Origin of the sequence: Peterkaempfera bronchialis (genome assembly GCF_003258605.2) — a bacterium.
Taxonomy (GTDB): Bacteria; Actinomycetota; Actinomycetes; order Streptomycetales; family Streptomycetaceae; genus Peterkaempfera; species Peterkaempfera bronchialis.
Genome location: NZ_CP031264.1, coordinates 3108385 through 3129088, shown reverse-complemented (window position 1 = coordinate 3129088; position 20704 = coordinate 3108385). Strand labels below are relative to the sequence as shown.

At 70.5% G+C, this 20704-nt stretch carries 20 protein-coding genes; 7 read left to right on the top strand and 13 right to left on the bottom strand.

Going from position 1 to position 20704, the window contains the following annotated elements; genetic code table 11:
• Nucleotides 1-96: 96 nt before the first annotated feature.
• A complete protein-coding gene (locus C7M71_RS13845; protein WP_111491776.1) occupies nucleotides 97-399 on the bottom strand; it encodes a hypothetical protein in 303 nt (100 codons plus the stop codon).
• A 735-nt stretch (nucleotides 400-1134) separates the two neighbouring features.
• Nucleotides 1135-1983 carry a hypothetical protein gene (locus tag C7M71_RS13840; protein ID WP_111491777.1) on the bottom strand — a complete coding sequence of 283 codons (849 nt, stop codon included), beginning with the start codon at nucleotides 1981-1983 and terminating at the stop codon, nucleotides 1135-1137.
• 181 nt (nucleotides 1984-2164) lie between these two features.
• Between C7M71_RS13840 and C7M71_RS13835 the strand changes: the two genes are divergently transcribed.
• Both C7M71_RS13835 and C7M71_RS13830 read left to right on the top strand, forming a co-directional pair.
• Nucleotides 2165-2482: an STAS domain-containing protein gene (locus tag C7M71_RS13835; RefSeq protein WP_111491778.1), complete on the top strand. Its 318-nt coding sequence runs from the start codon at nucleotides 2165-2167 to the stop codon at nucleotides 2480-2482.
• A gap of 125 nt (nucleotides 2483-2607) precedes the next feature.
• Nucleotides 2608-3630, top strand: a complete 1023-nt coding sequence (locus tag C7M71_RS13830; protein WP_111491779.1) for an alcohol dehydrogenase — start codon at nucleotides 2608-2610, stop codon at nucleotides 3628-3630.
• Between the two features lie 34 nt (nucleotides 3631-3664).
• Here C7M71_RS13830 and C7M71_RS13825 read toward each other — a convergent pair whose 3' ends face one another.
• The 4 genes from C7M71_RS13825 to C7M71_RS13810 form a co-directional block, all read right to left on the bottom strand.
• Nucleotides 3665-5644 (bottom strand): discoidin domain-containing protein, encoded by a 1980-nt coding sequence (locus tag C7M71_RS13825; RefSeq protein ID WP_111491780.1) that lies wholly within the window; start codon nucleotides 5642-5644, stop codon nucleotides 3665-3667.
• Nucleotides 5645-5855: 211 nt separating this feature from the next.
• Nucleotides 5856-7328, bottom strand: coding sequence for a WGR domain-containing protein (locus C7M71_RS13820; RefSeq protein ID WP_111491781.1), 1473 nt, complete (start codon nucleotides 7326-7328; stop codon nucleotides 5856-5858).
• 84 nt (nucleotides 7329-7412) lie between these two features.
• Complete coding sequence (locus C7M71_RS13815) at nucleotides 7413-8408, bottom strand: MBL fold metallo-hydrolase (RefSeq protein WP_111491782.1); 996 nt, start codon at nucleotides 8406-8408, stop codon at nucleotides 7413-7415.
• Between the two features lie 83 nt (nucleotides 8409-8491).
• Nucleotides 8492-9418 carry a serine hydrolase gene (locus C7M71_RS13810; RefSeq protein WP_111491783.1) on the bottom strand — a complete coding sequence of 309 codons (927 nt, stop codon included), beginning with the start codon at nucleotides 9416-9418 and terminating at the stop codon, nucleotides 8492-8494.
• A 34-nt stretch (nucleotides 9419-9452) separates the two neighbouring features.
• Between C7M71_RS13810 and C7M71_RS13805 the strand changes: the two genes are divergently transcribed.
• Nucleotides 9453-10418 (top strand): LysR family transcriptional regulator, encoded by a 966-nt coding sequence (locus C7M71_RS13805; protein ID WP_114914361.1) that lies wholly within the window; start codon nucleotides 9453-9455, stop codon nucleotides 10416-10418.
• 155 nt (nucleotides 10419-10573) lie between these two features.
• On the top strand, nucleotides 10574-11113 hold the full coding sequence (locus C7M71_RS13800; RefSeq protein WP_111492948.1) for a hypothetical protein: 540 nt from the start codon (nucleotides 10574-10576) through the stop codon (nucleotides 11111-11113).
• A gap of 13 nt (nucleotides 11114-11126) precedes the next feature.
• Here C7M71_RS13800 and C7M71_RS13795 read toward each other — a convergent pair whose 3' ends face one another.
• The 3 genes from C7M71_RS13795 to C7M71_RS13785 form a co-directional block, all read right to left on the bottom strand.
• On the bottom strand, nucleotides 11127-11870 hold the full coding sequence (locus C7M71_RS13795) for an HNH endonuclease (RefSeq protein WP_111492947.1): 744 nt from the start codon (nucleotides 11868-11870) through the stop codon (nucleotides 11127-11129).
• 66 nt (nucleotides 11871-11936) lie between these two features.
• Nucleotides 11937-12140 carry a DUF397 domain-containing protein gene (locus tag C7M71_RS13790; RefSeq protein ID WP_111492946.1) on the bottom strand — a complete coding sequence of 68 codons (204 nt, stop codon included), beginning with the start codon at nucleotides 12138-12140 and terminating at the stop codon, nucleotides 11937-11939.
• Nucleotides 12137-13018, bottom strand: coding sequence for a helix-turn-helix domain-containing protein (locus C7M71_RS13785; protein WP_111492945.1), 882 nt, complete (start codon nucleotides 13016-13018; stop codon nucleotides 12137-12139). The genes C7M71_RS13790 and C7M71_RS13785 overlap by 4 nt, the downstream gene beginning before the upstream one ends.
• Before the next feature lie 186 nt (nucleotides 13019-13204).
• Here C7M71_RS13785 and C7M71_RS13780 point away from each other — a divergent pair, with 186 nt between their 5' ends.
• Together C7M71_RS13780 and C7M71_RS13775 are read left to right on the top strand one after the other, a co-directional pair.
• Nucleotides 13205-13855, top strand: coding sequence for an ATP-binding protein (locus tag C7M71_RS13780; protein WP_111492944.1), 651 nt, complete (start codon nucleotides 13205-13207; stop codon nucleotides 13853-13855).
• Nucleotides 13852-14256, top strand: a complete 405-nt coding sequence (locus C7M71_RS13775) for a hypothetical protein (RefSeq protein WP_111492943.1) — start codon at nucleotides 13852-13854, stop codon at nucleotides 14254-14256. Before C7M71_RS13780 ends, C7M71_RS13775 begins: the two co-directional genes overlap by 4 nt.
• Here the strand turns inward: C7M71_RS13775 and C7M71_RS13770 are convergent.
• The 3 genes from C7M71_RS13770 to C7M71_RS13760 all read right to left on the bottom strand — a co-directional run bounded on the left by C7M71_RS13770 (nucleotide 14232) and on the right by C7M71_RS13760 (nucleotide 18837).
• Nucleotides 14232-17363 carry a DUF3427 domain-containing protein gene (locus C7M71_RS13770; protein ID WP_111492942.1) on the bottom strand — a complete coding sequence of 1044 codons (3132 nt, stop codon included), beginning with the start codon at nucleotides 17361-17363 and terminating at the stop codon, nucleotides 14232-14234. The genes C7M71_RS13775 and C7M71_RS13770 overlap by 25 nt on opposite strands.
• A gap of 229 nt (nucleotides 17364-17592) precedes the next feature.
• On the bottom strand, nucleotides 17593-18399 hold the full coding sequence (locus C7M71_RS13765; RefSeq protein WP_111492941.1) for a nucleotidyltransferase domain-containing protein: 807 nt from the start codon (nucleotides 18397-18399) through the stop codon (nucleotides 17593-17595).
• 48 nt (nucleotides 18400-18447) lie between these two features.
• Nucleotides 18448-18837, bottom strand: coding sequence for a nuclear transport factor 2 family protein (locus C7M71_RS13760; protein ID WP_111492940.1), 390 nt, complete (start codon nucleotides 18835-18837; stop codon nucleotides 18448-18450).
• Between the two features lie 102 nt (nucleotides 18838-18939).
• Here C7M71_RS13760 and C7M71_RS13755 point away from each other — a divergent pair, with 102 nt between their 5' ends.
• Nucleotides 18940-19833: a LysR family transcriptional regulator gene (locus C7M71_RS13755; protein WP_111492939.1), complete on the top strand. Its 894-nt coding sequence runs from the start codon at nucleotides 18940-18942 to the stop codon at nucleotides 19831-19833.
• Between the two features lie 213 nt (nucleotides 19834-20046).
• Here the strand turns inward: C7M71_RS13755 and C7M71_RS13750 are convergent, their stop codons facing one another.
• Complete coding sequence (locus C7M71_RS13750) at nucleotides 20047-20610, bottom strand: hypothetical protein (protein ID WP_111492938.1); 564 nt, start codon at nucleotides 20608-20610, stop codon at nucleotides 20047-20049.
• Nucleotides 20611-20704 lie beyond the last annotated feature (94 nt).

Sequence of the window (20704 nt, the reverse complement as noted above, 5' to 3'; positions counted from 1 at the left end):
GTCCGCGCTGCCCCTCCCGACTCCGACGGCCCCGGTGATCATCCCCCCGACACCGGGGCCGTCGGCCTGCCCGGATCGCACCGGATCAGGACCGGCTCAGGCGCGGCGGTCCGCCACGACATACGAGGCCAGCGCCACCGCACCGGAGACGGCGAAGACCGAGGGCCACGCGCCGAGCCGCTTCGCCAGCGGATGCGAGCCGGCGAACGCCGCCGCATAGAGCCCGGTCAGCGCCACCGCACCGGCCGTACCCGCCTGCCGCTGCCACTGCCGGGCCGCCACCGCACCGGCCGCGGCCAGCGCGACCCCGCCCAGCGGCCGCTTCCTGGTCCACCGGGCCACGCCATACCCGCCGACCAGCCCGCCCGCCGCCACCACGGCCGTCGGAACCTTCGCCATCGCGCTCCTCCTCCATCTCGGCACTGCTGCTTCTCCGACTCTGCAAACGGCCGCGCATTCCCCCGGGTTCCGGTGCAATACGGACCCACCCCGCCGCACACCCTCCGCAACGCGGCCGGGCACTGCGCGCACGCGGACCCATCCGGCGGCGCATCCTCCGCGACCCCGCCGTGCACCGCGCGCTCAGACCCATCCCGCCACGCATCCTCCGCGACGCGGCCTGGCACTGCGCGCACGCAGACCCATCCGGCGGCGCATCCTCGGCGATGCGGCCGGGCACTTCGTGCACGCGGACCCATCCAGCGGCGCATCCTCCGGAACGCGGTTGGGCGCTGTGGGTACGGGGGTGACCCCTGTGTTCACATCCCGCCGCGCATCCTCCGCGAAGCGGCCCGGCACTGCGGGCACGGTGACCCACCCTGCGGCGCATCCTCCGCGACGCTGCCCGGCACTTCGTGCACACGGGCCCATCCGGCGGCGCATCCTCCGGAACGCGGTTGGGCGCTGTGGGTACGGGGGTGACCCCTGTGTTCACATCCCGCCGCGCATCCTCCGCGAAGCGGCCCGGCACCGCGCGTACGCGGACCCACCCCGCCACACATCCTCCGCGACACGGCCGGGCACTGCGCGCACACAGGTCCATCCGGCCGCGCATCCTCCGCGAAGCGGCCCGATTCTGTGCGCACACGGGGACCGCCCCGCCACTCCGCCTGATGCCCAGTCAGCAGACCGCGTTCAGCGCGGGATCTCGGCGGGGTCCGGCTCGGGTGCCAGGTCCGGGTAGTCGGCGCGCAGCAGGGCGGGCAGGCCCGGGACGGTCCATTCGCCCAGCAGCCGCGCGGCCTCCTCGGCGACCAGGCGCCCATAGCCCTCCACATCGCGGCCGAGCTCCGGAGGCAGCCCCCGGCCCTCGGCGACCATGGCGGTGAGCGAACGGTAGACCCGCTCCAGCAGGCGGTTGCCGAGGAAGAGCCGGGCGTTCTCCGTCGCCATGCCGAGGGTGAGCAGCCGGGTGTGGCCCCACGCCTCCGGGCGGCCGTGCTCCTCCTCCGGCGTGATCAGCTGCGGGAGGTCCGCCCAGGCCGCCGCCCGCTGGTCCGCGTCGCGCTGCCGGAAGGCGTCCAGCCAGGCCCGCACAGCGGCCTGGTCGGAGCCGTCGACGCCGTCCCGGCGGAGCAGCATCGCGTACAGCCGGGGCCAGGTCAGCCGACCCGGCATCCGCATCGCCAGCCGGAAGCCGTCGCCGAACCCGGCCAGCTCCTCGTGGAGCCGGGCCTGCCGCTTGGCGTTGAGGCGCTTGGCCGCCCGCTGGTGGTCGATGATCGCGGCCACCGCGTCCAGGTACGCCTGGTCCCCGTCCGGCTCGGTGTCGGCGGTCATCGGCAGCTGCTCGTGGAGCAGCTGGTCGAGGTCGGCGGCGGTCGGCTCGGGGAAGCCGTCGTGCACCGGTGTACCGGACAGCTCCAGCAGGGTGAGTACGGTGCGCAGTGGCCGCTCCGCCACCTCGCGGCCCTGGGCGGCGCACCACTCCAGCAGATCGTCGGTACGGGTGTGCGGGGTGAGAGCGAGAGCCAGCGCGTCCATCCCCGTACGGTAGCGGCTACCGGCCCACGCGCCGCCCCGGCGTTCACGCCGTCGGCGGGCATCCGGCTGGCGCGGGCCGGGGCGGCGGTGGCACGGTGGAGGGACACGAGTCCGGCCGGTCGGCGCTGTCGTACGGTGCCCACCGCAGGGCTCCCGACCCTCGAAGGCGGGCGGCCACCGCATGGAGCAGACCCTCGCCGTCACCCTCGACCAGCGCGGCGGCCTCACCGTCCTGACCCTGGTCGGTGACATCGACCACGACACCCGCCCGCTGCTGGACGGCCTGCTCACCCGCCTCCCCGACCCGCCCGGCCGGATCCGGGTGGACATGCGCGGCGTCCCCTTCATGGACTCCGCCGGACTGCACTTCCTGGTCGAGCTGCGCCGCCGGCAGACCACCTCGGGCGCCGACGTCCCCACCCTGGTCGGCGTCCAGGAGCAGCCTGCCGGGGTTCTCCAGCTGTCCGGCCTGGACGCCCTCCTCGGCATCGCCGCCTGACGGTACGTCACCTGCCTCGGCCGCCCGTACGGCCCCGCCCGGCGCGAGAAACCCGGCCGCCCGCGTGAGGATGGACCACGGGGCGGCACCCGCCGCCCGAGCCCCCGCACCCACCGGACAGGCCCATGCCCTCCATGCGCGTCGCCCAGGTCGCCGAACCCGGCGGCAGGTTCGAGATCGTCGAGCGGGAGCTGCCGCAGCCCGCCCTCGGCCATGTCCGCATCGCCGTCGAGGCGGCGGGCGTCTGCCACAGCGACGAAGCCTTCGTCCAGAGCACCTTTCCCGGGGTGCGCTTCCCGCTGGTCACCGGCCATGAGGTGGCCGGACGCATCGATGCGCTGGGGGAGGGTGTGGAGGGCTGGGAGACCGGGGAGCGGGTCGAGGTGGGCTGGTTCGGCGGCAACTGCGGCCACTGCCTGCCCTGCCGCGAGGGCGACTTCATCAACTGCCGCAACCTCCAGGTCCCCGGCTGGGCGTACGACGGCGGCTATGCGACCCATATGATCGCCCCGGCCACCGCCCTCGCCCGCATTCCCGACGCCCTCTCGGCCGTCGAGGCCGCCCCGCTCGGCTGCGCGGGGGTCACCACCTTCAGCGCCCTGCGCAGCAGCGGGGCCCGCCCCGGTGACCTGGTCGCGGTGCTCGGTATCGGGGGGCTCGGCCACCTCGGCGTCCAGTACGCGGCCAAGCTCGGCTTTGAGACGGTGGCGGTGGCCCGTGGCCGGGGCAAGGAGGAGCTCGCGCTGCAACTGGGCGCCGACCACTACATCGACAGCTCTGCGGGCGACCCCGCCGGCGCCCTCCAGGCACTCGGCGGGGCCAAGGTGGTGCTGGCCACGGCGGCCAGCGCGGACGCCATGTCCGCGGCGTTCGACGGCCTGGCGCACCGGGGCAGGCTGATCGCGCTCGGCGCGGTGGGCGACCCGCTGCGGATCAGCCCGAGCCAGCTGATCAGCGGCGCCCGCTCGGTGCACGGCCACCCGTCCGGCACCGCGCAGGACGTCGAGGACACCCTTGCCTTCAGCGCGCTCAGCGGCGTCCGGCCGATGACCGAGACGGTGCCGCTGTCGGAAGTGAACGACGCCTTCGCCCGGATGCTCTCCGGGGCGGCCCGCTTCCGCATGGTGCTGCTCCCCGAGGGCGGCTGAGCGATGCGCGCCGCCGCCCCGGGGCCCGGCGCGGTCAGGACGCGTAGACCTGGAACTCGGAGACCTGCCCGGCGGGCCATCCCGTGTTGGCGGTGAAGACCAGCCGCAGATGGCGGACGTCGGCTGCGGCCGGGAAGGTGATGGTGGCGGTGTTTCCGGTGGCCGGGTCGAAGGTGTAGCCGGCCGACCCCGCCACGGTGCTGAACTGCGACCCGTCGGTGCTGCCCAGCACGGAGAGGGTCTGGGTCCGGGTGCTCCAGGCGGCGGCCGGCGGCAGGGTGAGCACGATGCGCCTGGTGCTCGTCCTGGCCCCGAGATCGACCTGCAACCACTGCGGGAAGGCGTTGTTGGCGCTCTCCCAGTAGGTGTCGCGGTTCCCGTCCACGGCATTGCCGCTGACATAGCCCTGGGTGTGGCTGCTCTCCGAGGTGGCCTTTCCGGCGGCGAGGTTGACCGGGGCGCCCGCGTCGGTGGTGGCATTCACCGTGTTCGAGGCGGCCGAGACGTTTCCGGCCGCGTCCTGGGCGGTGACGCAGAACGCATAGGCGGTGGACGGGGCCAGGCCCGTGACGGTGAACGCGGTGGTGCCGGTGGTCCCCAGCAGTGACCTGGTGGAGCCGGTGACGCGGTACACCTGGTACGCCGTCACCCCGACGTTGTCGGTGGAGGCGCCCCAGGCCAGCGACACGGTGGTGGAGCTGTGGCCGGTCACCTGGAGGCCGGTGGGGGCGGTGGGCGGCTGGAGGTCGCCGCCGGAGCCGCCGAGGGGGGAGGTCGGGCGCACCGGGGTCAGGGCGATCTGGCCCTTGAGCATCCTGCCGCCGTCGGCGGTGAGCCTGAGGTAGTAGTCCGAGGAGCAGGCCGTACCGTCCTCGTCCAGCGCCAGCAGCCCCGAGCCGGACGGCACCTGGGCGGCGGTCGCCGCCGTCTTGGCGATCTGGTTCCCCTCGTTGTACTCGTCGAACATGGAGATGTAGATGCCCTGCGCGCCCACCCGGACCATGTTGTAGAACTGCCGCCACATGAAGTCGCCGTGCGCCCGCTGGCGTGCCGTGATGTCCCCGGGCATGACGCACGGCTGGTAGTCGATCCCATGGGCGTTGCAGTCGGCCTGGTCGGGGACGTTGAGGTTGGCGTAGAAGTTGTCCGAGTCGGCCGCGTTGCCGATCCGTCCCACCATCCACGGCGACAGCATGTGGAAGGCGTGGTAGACGTCGAGGAAGCCGGGCCTGGAGTCGTTGACCCCGGTGCGCCAGTAGGTCGGTACCCCGCCCATCACATAGCAGCCCTGGCTCTTGAACCAGTTGACGACCTCCAGGCAGACGGCGGGGGACCAGGGGCGCGCGGGGTCGTTGAAGCCGAAGCCCCAGATGCCCACCACCGGCTTGCCGTTCTGCCGGGCATAGGCGGACGACGCGGTCAGGGCGGACATCTTGCCGGTCCAGTCCGTCTTGATCTGCGACTGCATGTCCGTCCAGTTGGTGACGTCGTACATGATGTAGAACTTCCGGCCGTACGCCTCCGCGGCGGACCGCACCTTCACGGCCATCCCGTCGCGGGTCGGGCCCTCCCCGCCGGTCGGGTTGAAGCGCTGGAGGGCGGCGGTGTCGCAGCCGTTCTGCTGCATCCAGCGGAAGTGGGTGTCCACCGTCTGCTGGTCGTACGAGGAGAAGAGGGTCGCCGGCCGGCCGTCGCCGAGGTTCCCGTACGAGGTCCGGTAGCCCTGGGTGTAGTCGGCCATGTCGGGCCAGGCCCTGATCGCGTTGTTGCTCGGCGAGGGGGACTTGGACCAGTCCTGGCTCCAGTGCCACCAGCCGTTGATCGGCGCCCCGTCGCCGGGGCAGGCGAACCAGCCCTGGTAGCCGACGGTGATCTTTCCGACGACATCACCGGCAGGGCTGGCGGCCGGGGACGCGACCGCTGCCGTGGCGCGGGCCGGTTCGAGCAGCGACCAGGTGCCGATGGTGGACCCGGCCACCATGGAGGCGATGAACGACCGGCGTGAGACTCCCATGTGACTCCTCCGCTCAGCGGCCGCACACCGGGTCCACCGGTACGTGGCTGATGACTGGTTCGCAGTGCGCAGCGAGCCGAGCATGCAATGAACCTGCCAACCAACGCAAGAGCTGTGCCAAAGTCTGCAAGAAGTCGATGACGCCCCTGGATTGCCTCAGCCTGGACGCCACCGCCAGGACCGGCGGGCTTCCGCACCCCTGAAGCCGTGCTCAGAGCAGCCGCCTGATGTCGCCGCGCGCCCGGTAGAAGCCGCCCGCCGCCGACGACCGCACCTCGGCGACCAGATAGCGCGCACCGGGCACCCGGATGTCCTTGGGGAACTGCACCCGCAGCTCCGGGTCGTAGCCCGGCGACACCACCCGCACCCGCAGCCGACCTGCCTCCTGCACACACTCCACGACCACCCCGCCGGACGCCTGCACCACCGCCTCGCTGACGGTCTCCACCTGGGCCGACGGCGCCACCGCCGCCAGCTGCGCGGTCTTGATGTCACGCCGCTCGGGCAGCCGCCCCTGCTGGGCCTCCCGCACCGCCGACTCCGTCGCGTCGATGCAGGCCAGGGAGCCGTCGGTGGTGACGATGTAGAGCCGCTCGTCGCGGTACTGCATGGAGTACGCCGAGCCGCAGCCGGTGCCGAGCTTCCACAGCCGGGTGCCGTCGGCCGCGAAGCAGTAGACCGAGGAGTGGTTGTCCCCGGCGAAGACATAGCGCCCGTCCGGGGAGGTGGCGCAGGAGAAGACCGCCGCGTCGCAGCGGTACCGCGAGCGCACCGCCCCGTCCGCCTTCGCCAGCCGGTACACCCAGCCCCGCCCGGTACCGGCGAAGACCTCGCCCGGCTCCTGCCAGCCGAACAGCACCGGCCCCTCGGTCGGGGTGTGCCACAGCGGCTCGCCGCTGCGGGCGCCATAGGCGTCCACACCGCTGGAGTGGCCGTGGAAGACGCTGTCGCCCGAGCACCGCACCATCCAGCCGTGGCTGCCCTGGCGGCCCTGGCTGCCCCGAGACCACTGGAACTCGTCCTCGTGGTCGACCGTGGTGATGCCGCCCTGCCGGTCCGAGACGCCCAGCACGCCGTCGTCGATGTCGAGCCAGTAGATGTCCACGTCCCCGGCGATCTCATACGCCACGCGCGGCACCTTGCCGCTCAGGTCGTACACCCGGCCGTCGTCGCACCCGGCGTAGAGCCAGAAGTCGTCGGCCACAATGCACTTCACCCCGTCCGGCAGGCCGAACCGGCCGGTGACCCGGCCGTCGTGGGTGAGCGTGTACACATCGCCGCGCTGATTGCCGACATAGGCGTACTCCTCGCCCACGAAGATCCCGAACGCCGGTGCCCCGGAGGCGAACCGCCACAGCACCGGAGCCTGCCGCGCCGTCGAGGTGCTGCTCACCAGCTGGCGCCGCGTCACCGGCCGCGCCTGCCGCCCCCCGGGCACCGCCGGCGCATACCCCTTGCGCACCTTCTCGCCCACCTTGCGGGCCGCTGCCGCCGCCGCCTTCTCCGCACCGGGGAACCTCGACGACCGCACCTGGCCCTGCTCGCCGATCCGCCCGTACCGGATCGTCACCTCGGCGCCGGCGACCCGCACCTCGTAGAACTTGTGCGCACCGCCGCCCTCCTCGGACAGCTCCAGATACGTCGTCCCGTCGGTCGTCCCGTCGGTCGTCACGGCGCTGGTCATACGGGTGGCCCCCTCAGGCGGTCGGATCCCCTTGAGACATCACCGTAGGAGCCACCACTGACAACCGGCCCGGAGCGGATCCGCTCACCGCCGGGGCCGCATCTCCCCGTCGTACAGCGTGCGGTAGTCGGGTACGACGGTGCGGGACGACGGACTCTCCCGGCCCACCGCCGCCAGGAATCCGTCCAGATCCACCGCCGGATCACGGCTCACCGGCCCGCTGAGCGGCGTCTCGAAGTTGTCCCAGTGCACCGGTACGACAATCCCGGGCCGACCCAGCGCCGCGAGCAGCCGGGGGACATAGCGGTGGGTCGCCGTACTGGACGGCACCGCCACCATGGCGAGGTCCGGCCGCAGCCCGTCCGCCTCCCGTTCCGCGAAGTCGCTCGCACCCATGAGGAAGGCCGACGGGCCGTCGCCGATCGTCACCTGGAAGGCCAGGGTGTCGCCCTCCGGCAGGTCGCCGATGGTCGTCGGGGCAGCGGCGGGCACGGCGTTGAGGATGCCCGGGGCGAAGTAGGAGTGCCGCTGGTTGCGGCTGTGCCGGGAGGAGACGGCCTCGACGGTGAACCCGCCGAAGTCCAGCACCTCACCGCCCCGGACCACGGAGAGCTGCGCCGCGTCGACGCCCCAGGAACGCAGCAGGTGGTACGTGGTCTCCGTGCCGACAACCTGCGCCCCGGTGGTACGGGCGAGATACGGGACGTCATTGAGGTGGTCCCAGTGGCTGTGGCTGACCAGGATGACCTCCGGTCGCCCGGCGTGCCGGCGGACGAGACCGGCCTCCGTCCGCAGCTCCGTGCCCGGGTCGAAGCCGCCGCTGAACATGCCGGTTGAAAAGCGGGTGATGTACGGGTCGAAGAGCACCGTCCGGCCGTCCCAGTCGATGCGCCAGCCCGCAGTGCCGAGCCAGCGCAGCGACACCGGCGCCGTCCTGCGGCGTGGGGGCGGCGACGCCGGACCGCCGGCCGCCGCCGCTGCCCCGGCGGGCAGCAGTGGGGCAGCGGCCGCGCCGAGGGCGGCACTCCTGAGGACCGTACGACGGCTGAGCCGACTCCGCTGTGCGTGGTTGTCACTCATGACGGCAGCAGACCAGGCCCGACCTGCCGCCGTCCAAGATCGAGAACCCGCTGCTCCCATATCGGTCCGGCTATGACCGCTGCTCAGACGCCCTTCCGCCGGTCTGCGGCGCGCAGATACTCCACCGCGATCCGCGCGGCCGTACCGATGGCGGCATCCACCTGGGCGCGGCCGGTGGCGAGGTCGAGTGTCCGCGCGAAGACGGCGACCGCATACCGCCCGCCGTCGGGGTAGTGGACGACGCCCGCCTCGATATGGAGTCCCGGCAGCGTGCCCGTCTTCGCGGCGACCACCACCTCGTCGGGGAAGCCCGAGATCAGCCGGTGCCGGAAGACCTGGCTGCCCATCAGGTCACGTACCTGCGCGCAGGCCTCGGGCGGCCCCGCCTCGTCCCGCCAGACGAGCCCCAGAAGCCGGGTGATCTCGCGCGGGGTGGACGCGTTGGTCCGCAGCGGGTCCAGCGCGCTCAGCCGCCGCAGCCGCTCGGCCGGCAGCGACGGATAGACGGCGGCGAACTCCTGCTCGTCGCCCGCCCCTACCTCCGCCAGCATCGTCCGCAGCACCTCCCGAGGGCCACCGACGATCCGGGTGCGGTCGAGGCCGAGTTCCCTGGCCAGCAGCCGCACCGTGTCCACTCCCACCCTGGCCATCAGCAGGTCGGCCGCCGAATTGTCGCTGACCGACATGGTGAAGTGGGCCAGATCGCGCAGCGACAGCTCGACATCGTCCAGGCAGCCCGCCGTGCCCCACCCGCCGAGCCGGTCCTCCGCGGTCACCAGGACCCGTTCCCGTGGGTCGAGTTGCCCCGCCGCGACCTGCCGCGCGAACTCCAGCACCAGCAGCACCTTGAACACGGACGCGATCACGACCGGCTCATCCGCGCCGATCCCGACCCCGCTCCTGGCACTATCCGCCGTTCCCGGGGGCTCCGCACCGACGGCGACGGCATGCAGCCGCGCCTCGGCCCCCGCGTCTGCGAAGACCTTGTGCAGCCTCTCCTCGATCGACATCCGCGTCTCGTCTCCTGTCACCTAGGCTCCCGGGGTGGACCTCTTGCGGCATCTGCGTATCTTCGTCGTCGTCGCCGAGGAGTTGCACTTCAGCCGCGCGGCCGACCTGCTCGGCATGGCCCAGCCACCGCTCAGCCAGTCCATCCGCCGGTTGGAGCGGGAACTCGGCGCCGAACTCTTCGACCGCTCCCGCCGCCAGGTCCGGCTGACGGCCTCGGGCGCGGTGCTGCTGGAGGAGGCCCGGGAACTGCTGGCCCGGGACGACCGGCTCCGTACGCGGGTACTCCGGGCACGCGACGGTGAACTGGGCACCCTGAGGGCGGCCGTCCCGCCGGACACCGCAGCCCCCGTACTGCCCGCGCTACTCGCCGCCTGCACGGACCGTTCGCCGGGCCTCCGCGTCGACCTGCTGGAGGCGACCACGGAGGAGCAGCTGCGGCTGCTCACCTCCGGCCGACTCGACGTGGGGCTGGTCCACCAGCCGGTGGACGCCCCCGATCTGGTCCTGGGCCCGGCGGTGGCGGTGGAGTTGGGGGTCGTCCTGCCGCGCACCTCGCCCCTTGCCCGGCAGCCGGAGGTCGCACTTGACGAACTGTCCGGCCACGACCTTGTGCTCTTCCCCAGGGCCACCGCTCCCGGCTGGTACGACGGCACGCTGGACCTGTGCCGCCAGGGCGGCTTCGTCCCCGGACGTATCCGGCACGCCCGTAACCCCGAGTTCCTGATCGGCATGGTGGCCGCCGGATACGGAGTCGCCTTCGACCAGGGCCCGGTGGCGCGCAAGGAGCCGCGCGTGGCCTGGCGGCCCCTGTCCGGCAGGCCCCTCACCCAGCGGATCGCCGGCGCCTGGCCCGCCCGGACCCCGCACCCCGCCGCCCGCCACTTCGCCGAACTCGCCGCCGCCGTCCTCTCCCCCGCCCGCCCGTCCACCCCACCCGGCCACAGCGCGTTACCACCATCACCCCCGCACCGGCCGTGGTCGGTCGTCTACAGCCACTGAGCCCCCACCCGCGTGCCGCACCCCGGGGCGGACTCCTGCCTCCCCGCGCCCCCCCACGGTGCCCGTCACGCGCCCACTGCTGCCGCGCGCCGGTATCCCAGTCCGATGGTCAGGGCATCACACAAACCACAGCCGCCTGCCCCAGGGAGACCTCCATGACCGACAGCAGACCACGACTGCGCCGCCCCGCGATCTGGGCGGCCACCACCGCACTCGCCACCGCCATGCTGGCCCTCGCCCCCACCCCGGCCCAGGCCGCCCCGCCCACCCTGCTGGAGTGCCTGGGCACCGAGACCACCACCTACCACCCGGGTCTCACCTTCCAGCCGAAGGACATCACCATCACCACCGACGAACGGCTGACCTCCTGCGTGGACGGCGCAGGCCAGGTGACCGGCGGCTGGTACGGCACGCAGTTCACCATCCACGTCGGCTGCAACGACCTCCTCGACCCCTTCCAGGACACCCGGGTCTTCCACTGGAGCACCGGCGACACCAGCACCTTCAGCGAATCCGCCGCCACCAACGCCGTCGCCGGCCAGATCATCACCACCCTCACCGGCACCGTCACCGCCGGCCGCTTCCAGGGCCACACCACGGTCCGGGTCACCACCCTCCTCCAGCCCTCCCTGCTCCTCTGCCTCACCACCGGAGTCACCACCGCCACCGGCGTAACCACCCTCACCATCATCTGAGCCCCCCACAGGGCTACGGGCCTAGGAGGCGAGGTCGAGACGCTACAAGCGTCCGCAGTGACTCTGGACTACGCCATCTCGCTCCGGACTCGTGGCTGCGATGGCACATGCGGTGGCAGTTTGAGCAGAGCAGGGCGAGGTCGCTCAGCGAGGTGTCCGTATCACCGGATATGTGCAGGGGAACGGTGTGGTGGACCTCGATGTATCCCTCTCCGAGAGATCCGTAGAAGTCGGCGAAGTCGAAGGCGCAGACTTCGCAGCTCAGGGGAAGGCTAGCCCTTCGCACCGAGGCGATCTTCCGGCGGCGTAGGGCAGGGTTGCGCTCGCGGGTGCGGTGAAGTCTGGCTAGCAGGCGGCCTTCAGGAGCGGTCCAGTCATCGAGGTCGGCTTCTTCCTCGGCCGCGCCCACGAAGATCCCGGCCGAGACGATGTGACGGATCGTTTCTGCCGCAGTCACCATCCTCGTAGGGTCTGCGATGAACGCGTCGACCACCAGCCTGGTGGTCCTGCCGCCTCGGGTGGTCTTGCCCGCGTACGTGGGATGCGCGGTGGCGATGTCCGTGCTCTTGCGGCTCACGCTGCCGGGACCCCGGAAGGCGTCGCTGCGAGCTTCATGTCCGTGGAAGGGCAGGGCGCGCAGGACTGCTGAGAGCTCGTGGACCCTTGGGTCGTTCTCTCGAAGCTCCCGCCAGTCGTTCTGAACGACGACTGCGCAAGCGAGCAGAAGCTCATCCCATACCCAGGCTGGATTCCCCATAGTCCGACATCGTATGCACGTTCGAGATGTGGCGGTCGGGGGCCGCCCGCTCGATCTCCATGGCCCTCAGTGGCGGGAGAGTTCTCCCGCACGCAGTGCGCTGACGAACGCGCTCCACGCCATCCCCGAGTAGCCGAGCTTGGGGCCGTGCGGATCCTTGGAGTCGCGTACGAGGACCTGAGGGGCATCCCCAGAAGTGCCGGTCACCTCCACGCAGTTGTTGTTTCCGCCGCTGTAGCTGCTCTTCTTCCAAACGTCGGGGCTGATCACGTGCTCTCCTCTGTGAGCCTGTGGGTGTCTGCCAGCCGATCGATGAGCTCGCTGGACTCCGTGGTGGGAAGTGCCGACGCGCGTAGGCGTTCAAAGGCGTCAACGTACACGCTCACCTCTCGTTCCTCCTCGATGTATACGGCGCCTGTCAGGTTTTCGGCCAGGGCCACGTCGAGCCCGGTGGTGCCGGCGAAGCTGAGGAGTGTGAAGGCTCCGGCGACACCGGGGTGGGGAGTTGAAGTCAGAGGAAGCACCTGGATGGTGACGTGTGGGAGCTCGGCGATCTCCAGGAGACGCCGCAGCTGGTCACGCATGATGTTGGGGCGGACGGTGCGTTGGCGCAGGGCTGCCTCATGAATGATGGCCCAGACAGACAGCGGCGGACCAGAGCGCGTAAGAACGGACTGCCGGGCTGCCCGCAACTCGGCGAGCCGGTTGACCTCGTCCGGCTCGCTGCCCATGTTGATCGCCGCGATCACCTCACGGGCGTAGGGGGTGGTCTGGAATAGCCCCGGAATCAGGGTGACTTGGTACTCGCACATCCGTGAGGCGTCGGTCTCCAGGCTGATGAAGTCAGCGTAGGCCGGGTTCAGTACGTCGCTGTAGTTCTGCCACCAGCCGCGTTTGGAGCCTTCACGAGCCAGGCACTCCAGCGCGGCGGCCAGGCCGGGGTCGTCGACGCGGTAGAGGGTGAGCAGGTCCTTGATTTCTTTGAGGCGGATGCCGGATCGGCCGTTCTCAAGGCGGCTGATCTTGGCGCGATCCCAGCCTGTAGCCTCCGCGACCTGATCAAGAGTGAGGTTCGCCTGCCCGCGAAGCTGCCTCATCTGCACGCCGAGGCGACGGCGTCTGACTGTCGGTGTCGGGCTCTGTGCCATGGCACAAGTCTGGCCAGAGCGGGCTGCTGAGGCCGAGTATCGCGCTGCATCTTCACTCTTGAAGGTGAACGGCGCAAGGTTGCGATGGCAGATCGCAAATGAGCCAGCACACTTGCGGGTGCGGAGGGTGCTCACATGGTCGCTCTCCGCATCCATGGTTAGCCTTGCTGATCTCCGGGAGGCGGCATGCTCGCATGTCAGTGCGTGCAGAGGAAGCGGTGGGATCTCGATTTCGAGGCTCGGCCTGAGGTCGTTGGCGCTCTGCGCCGGATCATGCGTACACACCTGCGATCGTGGGGGCTGTCGCACCTGGCTGAAGGGGCGCAGCTGATCCTCAGCGAGCTGGTCACCAATGTGATCGAGCATGTGGGAACGAGTGTGCCCAGTCGACTCACGGTGATGATGCGAGACGGGTTTCTACGCATTGAGGTCCACGATCCTGACGGTGGCGGTGCGACGCCGACATCCCGCCATGCGGCCGAGCATGCGGAAGGAGGTCGAGGGCTGGAGATCGTCGGCGCACTCGCTGACCGCTGGGGGGCGGATCAGGGCGGCCCTGGCAAGGTCATCTGGGCTGAGCTGGATGGCGGGGTGGCTGGGCCCGCTGGGCATGCCGGTGGCCACCGGGTGGATCGGGCTGAGGCTCTGCTGTTGCTGTATGGACCGGCGCCAGCGCTTGTAGGGGCGGAACTGCGAGTGGGGCCAGTGTTGATGAGGGAGACCGCCGTCGCGCTGTTGGTGGACCTTATGAACTGGCTGTCATCCCATGGATGGGATCCAGGCGAAGCGCTCGATCAGGCGCACACGCGCTTCGAGTCGGAGGGTGATGCGGCGTGACGAGCCCGATCAGCTCGGAACTGGTGGAGGCCGTCACTGAGGAGTTTGATGCAACTGAGGACGTCTGGGCAGATTCTCTCAACCTCGGCAACCTGCTTGGGGCAGCACAGCACTTCGGTGCGTTGCCGGGGTTGGAGCTCCAGCAGTTGCTGGTATTGGACCAAGAGAACGATGAGTTCCTGTTGACGCTCCAGGTGTCCCCACGGATTGTTCTCTGCTCGGAGCTGATCCGCTGGGACAGAGTCCGACCACCTGCTGGTGTCGCAGGTCCCCAAGCCGTTGAGCATGTGCTCAGACGGCTCGGGGAACTGGCGTTTGTCCTTCGGTTCGACTTCGAGCAGGATGCAGTGCTACGGCCAGTCGGGGCGGGCAAGGATCAGCCAGCGGCGATTGCGGAGTAGGTCCAGACGTCGGCTGGCAGTTGGTGGTCCAGCTTCCAGACGATGCCCATAGGGTTGCTGCCCTCATGTGACTCGTAGTGGGCCGGGCCGAGGAGCATCCAGGGCTGAGGGCCGCCGATGTCGGTCTTCTTGTAGCGGCGGACGAAGAGCAGCACATGGGTGCCCTTCTCTCGGTGCTGCTGGTAGCGCAGGCCAGTGGGGGAGCTCTCCGAGGTCTGGTTTTGGGACTCCCAGTGGAAGACATCCGGGCCCATGGCGAAGTCCCTGTACCGAGTCTGCGGAGAGAAGTCCTTTTCGTCCTTTTCCAGGGTGATGAGCAGTGCGTCAGTCTTGATGTTCTGACACCACTTCACGCCCTCCCGAAAGTTACCTGGAAGGAATGCTCCCAGGCCGGCTTGGCCGAGAGCAGGCAGGATCTCCTCGCGGCTGTATGAGGCGTGAACGGCGAGTGGGATACCGATCTGGGAGCCCAGCAGCGGGATCGGGATGTGCTCGGTGTGTTCCAGGCCGTGGTCGAGGATCTGGCGGAGTTCGCTGCGGAAGGCTACCTGCGGGCGGAGTGCGTCGAAGCCCTTCTGGTAGGTGGCGAAGCCTCCGCCAAGCGGCCAGAGGGAGAAGAACAGCATGCGGGCGAACGCCTGCTCCTGCGATGACAGCTCCTCGTAGCGGGGTGCGTCATCTGACAGCAGCTTGGTGTAGGCGGAGATCCGGAGCGGGTCGTCCACGTGGAGAAAGGCGGACGCTCGCTTCGACAGTTCGGCTTCACCATCCGGGACGGGGTCGGACAGCAACTTGGCGCGGCGGAGCAGGCCGGTCCAGGAGTTGTTCGAGCGGTAGAGCTCCTTGAGTTCGCGATTGCTCTCGCGTAGGTAGGCGGCCAGCTTCGGCTCGCCGTACTCGCTGATCTCTTTGGCGAGTTGGGTCGCGTTGATCTTCAGCTGGCTCCGGACGTTGTCCAGCACCCGATCCTTCGACTTGCGGTCGAGGATGATCTGGCAGCCCGAGGGAAGCCGGGGGAAGTCGTCCTCGATGTGGTCAGCCAGGCGATTGCGGGTGAGGTTGGTCAGCGCGCGGAACTGGTTCTCGAAGCGGAACTCCTTGCGGTGCATGCCAATGAAATCCAGGACTGTGAGGACGGCCTTGTTCTCGCTTCGGCGCAGACCACGCCCAAGCTGCTGGAGGAAGACGGTGGTGCTGGAAGTCGGCCGCAGTAGAAGCAATGTGTCGACGTCCGGGACGTCCAGCCCCTCGTTGAAGAGGTCCACGGAGAAGATCACCTGCACGGAGCCGTCCCGCAGCCCGCTGAGAGCGGCCTTCCGCTCCTCGGTTGGTGTCCCCCCGGACAGAGCCTTGGCGTTCAACCCGGCACGGTTGAAGTAGTCAGCCATGAACTTGGCATGGGCCACCGAGACACAGAAGCCAAGTGCGCGTATCGAACCTGGATCGGCGATCTTGTCTTGGACCGCTTTGACGACCAATCGAGCCCGTGCGTCGTTGCCAGTGAAGAGGTTGTCGAGCTCGGCGGGGTCGTAGGTGCCGCGCTTCCATTCAAGCCCGGTCATGTCGGTGTTGTCGGCGATGCCGAAGTAGTGGAACGGACTCAGCAGCTCGTTCTCCAGCGCCTCCCACAGCCGCATCTCGGCTGCGATGCGGCCGTCGAAGAACTCGTCCTGGACGTTCTTTCCGTCCGTCCGCTCGGGGGTCGCTGTGAGGCCAAGCAACTCCAGCGGCTGGAAGTAGTCGATGATCTTGCGGTACGTGGGTGCCACACCGTGGTGGAACTCGTCGATCACGATGACGTCGAAGTGGTCCGGCGAGAAGCGGTCCAGGGTTCGAGCATTGAGGGACTGCACGCTGGCGAAGACATGTGTCCAGTCCCGAGGCACCTGGCCATTGACCAGGCACTCACCGAAGTTGGCGTCGATCAGCACCTCCTGGTAGGTGCGGAGCGACTGGTCCAGGATCTCCTTGCGGTGCGCGATAAAGAGCAGCTTGAGGTCGCGCTGATGCTTCTTGCGGAGGGCTCTGTAGTCCAGGGCCGCCATGACGGTCTTGCCCGTGCCCGTGGCCGCCACCAACAGATTGTGGTGCCGGTTGTGGATGGACCGCTCGACCTCCAGACGCTCCAGCATGTCCTGCTGGTGCGGATAGGGGCGGACCTCAAGGCCGGAGAGGGAGATGGTGGCAGTGGTTCGGTCGGTCTTGCCGCTCGCCTCGCTTAGAGCCCTGTCCAGGAGCTCAGCGTCTCGATCGGGGTCGTAACTCTCGAAGGACGGGTCGTGCCAGTAGGCGTCGAAGGTCGCTTCGAACTTCTTGAGCACTGCCGGCGTGGCCACGGAAGACAGGCGAACGTTCCACTCCAGGCCGTCAAGCAGGGCAGCCTTGGAGAGGTTGGAACTGCCGACATAGGCGGTGTCGAAGCCGCTGTTGCGGCGGAACAACCATGCCTTGGCGTGTAGACGTGTGGAGAGCAGCTCGTAGTTGACCTTCACCTCGGCGCCGAACTCCCGAACCAGACGATCGAGAGCGCGTCGCTCGGTGGCCCCGATGTACGTCGTGGTGATGACACGGATCCGGACGCCACGCTGATGAGCAGCCCGAAGGGCACCTTCGAGGACGCGGACGCCATGCCACTTCACGAAGGCGCAGAGCAGATCCACACGGTCGGCTGTGGCGAGTTCGCCGCGCAGCTCCGAACCAAGGTTGAGATCGTCCGGGGAGTTGGTGAACAGTGCAGTGTCCGACAGCGGGGTCAACGGCCGCAGCTGATAGACGCCCTCAGCTTCCTGCTGGGCGAGGGTGACCAGTTCTCGCGGGCCGTCGGCCACCCGCTCTATCCACTCGCGAGCGCCATTGAGGGTGGCCAGGTGGTCCAGGATCTGGTTGGCCGCGGCGACCCGTTTCTCATGGTCGAGTGACTTGAGCAACCGGGTCACCGTGTCGGCGATGTGGCGGGCCAGTACATGGGAGCTGGACTCCGTGCCCACCGACTTGTGACCGGCCAGCCATCCCTCGGCGCTGAGCTCCCGGAGCCGTTCCTCCAGCCTGTCCGTGATCAGCTTCTCGTAGATGCCAGGGACGGCCTGGAGGTGGACCGGGTGAGTCATTGCGGCTCCTGACGGTTGGCAGTGTCCTTGGTATAGCAGGGGCCACTGACATTGCGGGCGCTGTGCCCATGGCGAGCTTCAGGACAACTCCAGGGCCCGTTGAACTTCCAGTTGCCGCTGCTCATCGCACCTCGCCGCACACTGCGGGCGACCGGCGCGGCCGGTCGCGTTCACGGGAAGGTATCGGGTGGCGGCTGCGATGGGAAAGCTGCCCTGTGCTCGGGGTGCGTCAGGGGCGGGGGGTCTTGTGGCCGTGGACGGATGTGTATTCGGTGGCCAGCCAGGGGCCGAGGTCGTCGATCAGGAGGGTGAGGACGGCCGGGTCGGCGGTGGGGGTGCGGGCTGCCGCTGCGGCCCGGCGCAGCTGGTCGGCGCGGTCCGGGTAGTAGCGGGCGAACGCCTCGGCGGAGGCGGTGAGGTCGCTGGTCCAGCCGCCCCAGCGCGGCATCACCAGGGTGAACCCGGTGCGGACGATCCGGCGGGCGACCCGGCGGCAGAGGGCCCGGCGTTCGGGGGCCGTGCGGGCGGCGGCGGCCTGGGCGCGCCAGCGGGGGAGGAGCAGGGCCAGGTCGCCGTTGGTCTCGCGGGCCAGCAGGGAGGTGGGGCGGTAACGGGGCAGCCGTGCGGCGAGGTCGTCGCCGAGCAGCGGGGTGCAGAGGCAGGCCAGGAACCAGCCCAGGTCGTACCGCTCCAGGTCGCTCAGCAGGGTGGCCCTGTCGTGCAGCAGCACGCCCACCCCGTCGACCTGCGGGAAGTCGGCGTCCAGGGAGGCTTCCAGCGCCCTGGCGTCTGCCCGGTCGGCAGCGCCCGGCCGGTGGCGCAGCGCGAGCAGCAGGTCGAGGTCGGAGACGCCGGGGACGGCGGTGCCGCGCGGGATGCTGCCGTACAGGTAGGCGCTGTGCAGTCGGGCGGGGCCGAAGGCTGCGGCGATCCGGGTACGGGCGGCGTCGACCACGGCGGCGAACTCCTCCGGCACCAGGCCGAGGGAGCCCTCCCGCGCGATGAAGCCGTGGTCGTCCAGTCCGCTACCGGTCATGGCAGCACCCTGCCGCGCCCCGACGCCCCACGTCGAACCGGTCTCCGCTCAGCCGGCAGCCGCCCCCGCCCCGGCCCCAGCCCCAGCCCCCGAGGCCGACGCGAGCGGACGGGCGTCGAAGACCACCCGGATACGGGTGATCAGGCCGCCCTCCACCCGGCTCCAGTTGGCGACCGGCACCGGGTCCGCGACCGTGGTGTGCAGCTCGAACCAGGTCAGCACATCGCCACCGTCGCGGAAGACCTTCCGGACGACGACATCGGTGACGATCCGGGAGAGTCCCTCGATGCCCCGGATACAGTCGTCGGCGCCCCGCACCCGGGCGAGCGGCCCGCTGAACTCCACGTCGTCGGCGAGCAGCGACCTGAGGGCGGTGAAGTCCCTGGCCTTCCAGGTCTCGAAGTAGGCGGCGGCGACCTGGGCGGCGTCGGCGGTCATCGGGGTCTCCTTCAGCGGAATCGGGTGCCGTGCCGCCATCCTCCGGCGCCGCCCGTCCATACGTCCAAGAGCTGGTACGACTCGTCGCTAGCATCATCGGTTATGGAGCTGCGCCAGCTGGAGTACTTCGCCACCGTCGCCGAGGAGGCCAACTTCACCCGGGCTGCGGCCCGGCTGCATGTCGCCCAGCCCGGCGTGAGCGCCCAGATCCGCAAGCTGGAACGCGAACTCGGCCAGGAACTGCTGGACCGCTCCGGCCGCACCGTCCGCCTGACCGAGGCGGGCGCGGCCGTGCTCCCGTACGCCAGAGCCGCGCTCGCCGCCGTCGCCGGGGCCCGCGAAGCGGTGGACGAGCTGGCCGGGCTGGTACGCGGGCAGGTCACCGTCGGCACGGTCACCTCGCTGGGCCCGGACATCGACCTGCCCGGGCTGCTGGCGGCCTTCCACCACGACCACCCGGCGGTGGAGACCGGCCTGACCGAGGACACCTCCGACCGGCTGGTCCATGCCGTCGCCACCGGCAGCACCGACCTGGCCGTGATCGGCCTGCCCACCGCCACCCCGCCCGGGGTGGCGCTCCAGGTCGTGGTGGACGAGCCGCTGGTGGTGGTCGTGGGCCGCGACGACCCGCTGGCGGCCAGGACCTCCGCCACCCTCCGCGCGCTCGCCGACCGGCCCCTGATCAGCCTGCCCCCGGGCACCGGGCTGCGCACCGCCCTGGACCACGCCTGCGCCGCAGCGGGCCTCCGACCCCGCATCGCCTTCGAGGCCGGCGACCCCAATGTGCTGGCGCGGCTCGCCGTACGCGGCCTGGGCGCGGCCGTCGTCCCCGAGTCCCTGGCCCGCTGCTACGCCGACCGGCTCCACATCCTCACCCTGACCCGCCCCCGGCTGCGCGGCCGCCTCGCCCTGGCCTGGCGGTCCGCGGGACCGGTCGGCCCCGCCGCCCGCGCCCTGGTCCGGCATGTCCGGGCGGCGCTGCCGGACCGCGGCTGACCCTGCCGCACACCAGCCCGCACACACCAGCCCGGACGCCGGCCCGCACGCCACCCCCAGGAGGGTGGCGTCCGCGACCGCGCCGACCGCGCCGACCGCGGTCTGCGGAGCGCAGCCGTGCGCGTACAACGCGTACAAGGGGAACCCGCCGCCCCCGCCCCCGCACGCCGAAGGGGGCCGCAGCCGGACGGCCGCAACCCCCTCCGACCCGCCTCAGGACGCCGGGATGCCCACCGGCAGCGCAGGCGCGTCAAGGGCGGCGAGGATCGCCTTCACCAGGGCGACGGTGTCCCGCGCCACCGCCTCGACCGCCTTGGCCGCCGCAGCCGGGTCATTGGCCCGGAGCGCCGCCAGCAGCGCCTGCACATCCGTCCGGAGCGCCGCGATGGCCTGCTCGACGGTCGGGATGGCAACCCTGTCGCGGGTGGTCCGCTGGTGGCGGTCCGGCACCCCCTGCCCGGCGGACTTCCCGACCTTGGCCGCCAACTCCTCCGCCGCGTTGCCCAGCGCGGAGGCGCTCTGCTGCGCCTCGGTGGTGCCCGAACCGTGCTTGGCCGCGACGACCAGGTCATTGACGCGGTGCGTGACCGTGCCCAGGGAGGACAGCACGTCGAGCGTGCGGGCGGCGTCGGTCCTGGCGTGCGGGGCGGGGGCGACCGGGGCGGGCCCGGGGGCCTCGTCCCGGTCGGCGGTGGCGATGGCGACCCCCGCACCGGCGGTCAGCGAACCGGCGAGCAGGGCACCGGCGATTACGGCTGCGAGCCGTCTGTTGCGCATGGCAGAGCCTTTCGGGAAGAGACGGGCGTACCCCTCCACGGATGTCACGGCCTGCCACGCTCCGCAATCGGAGCACCACCGAACGTACTAACGC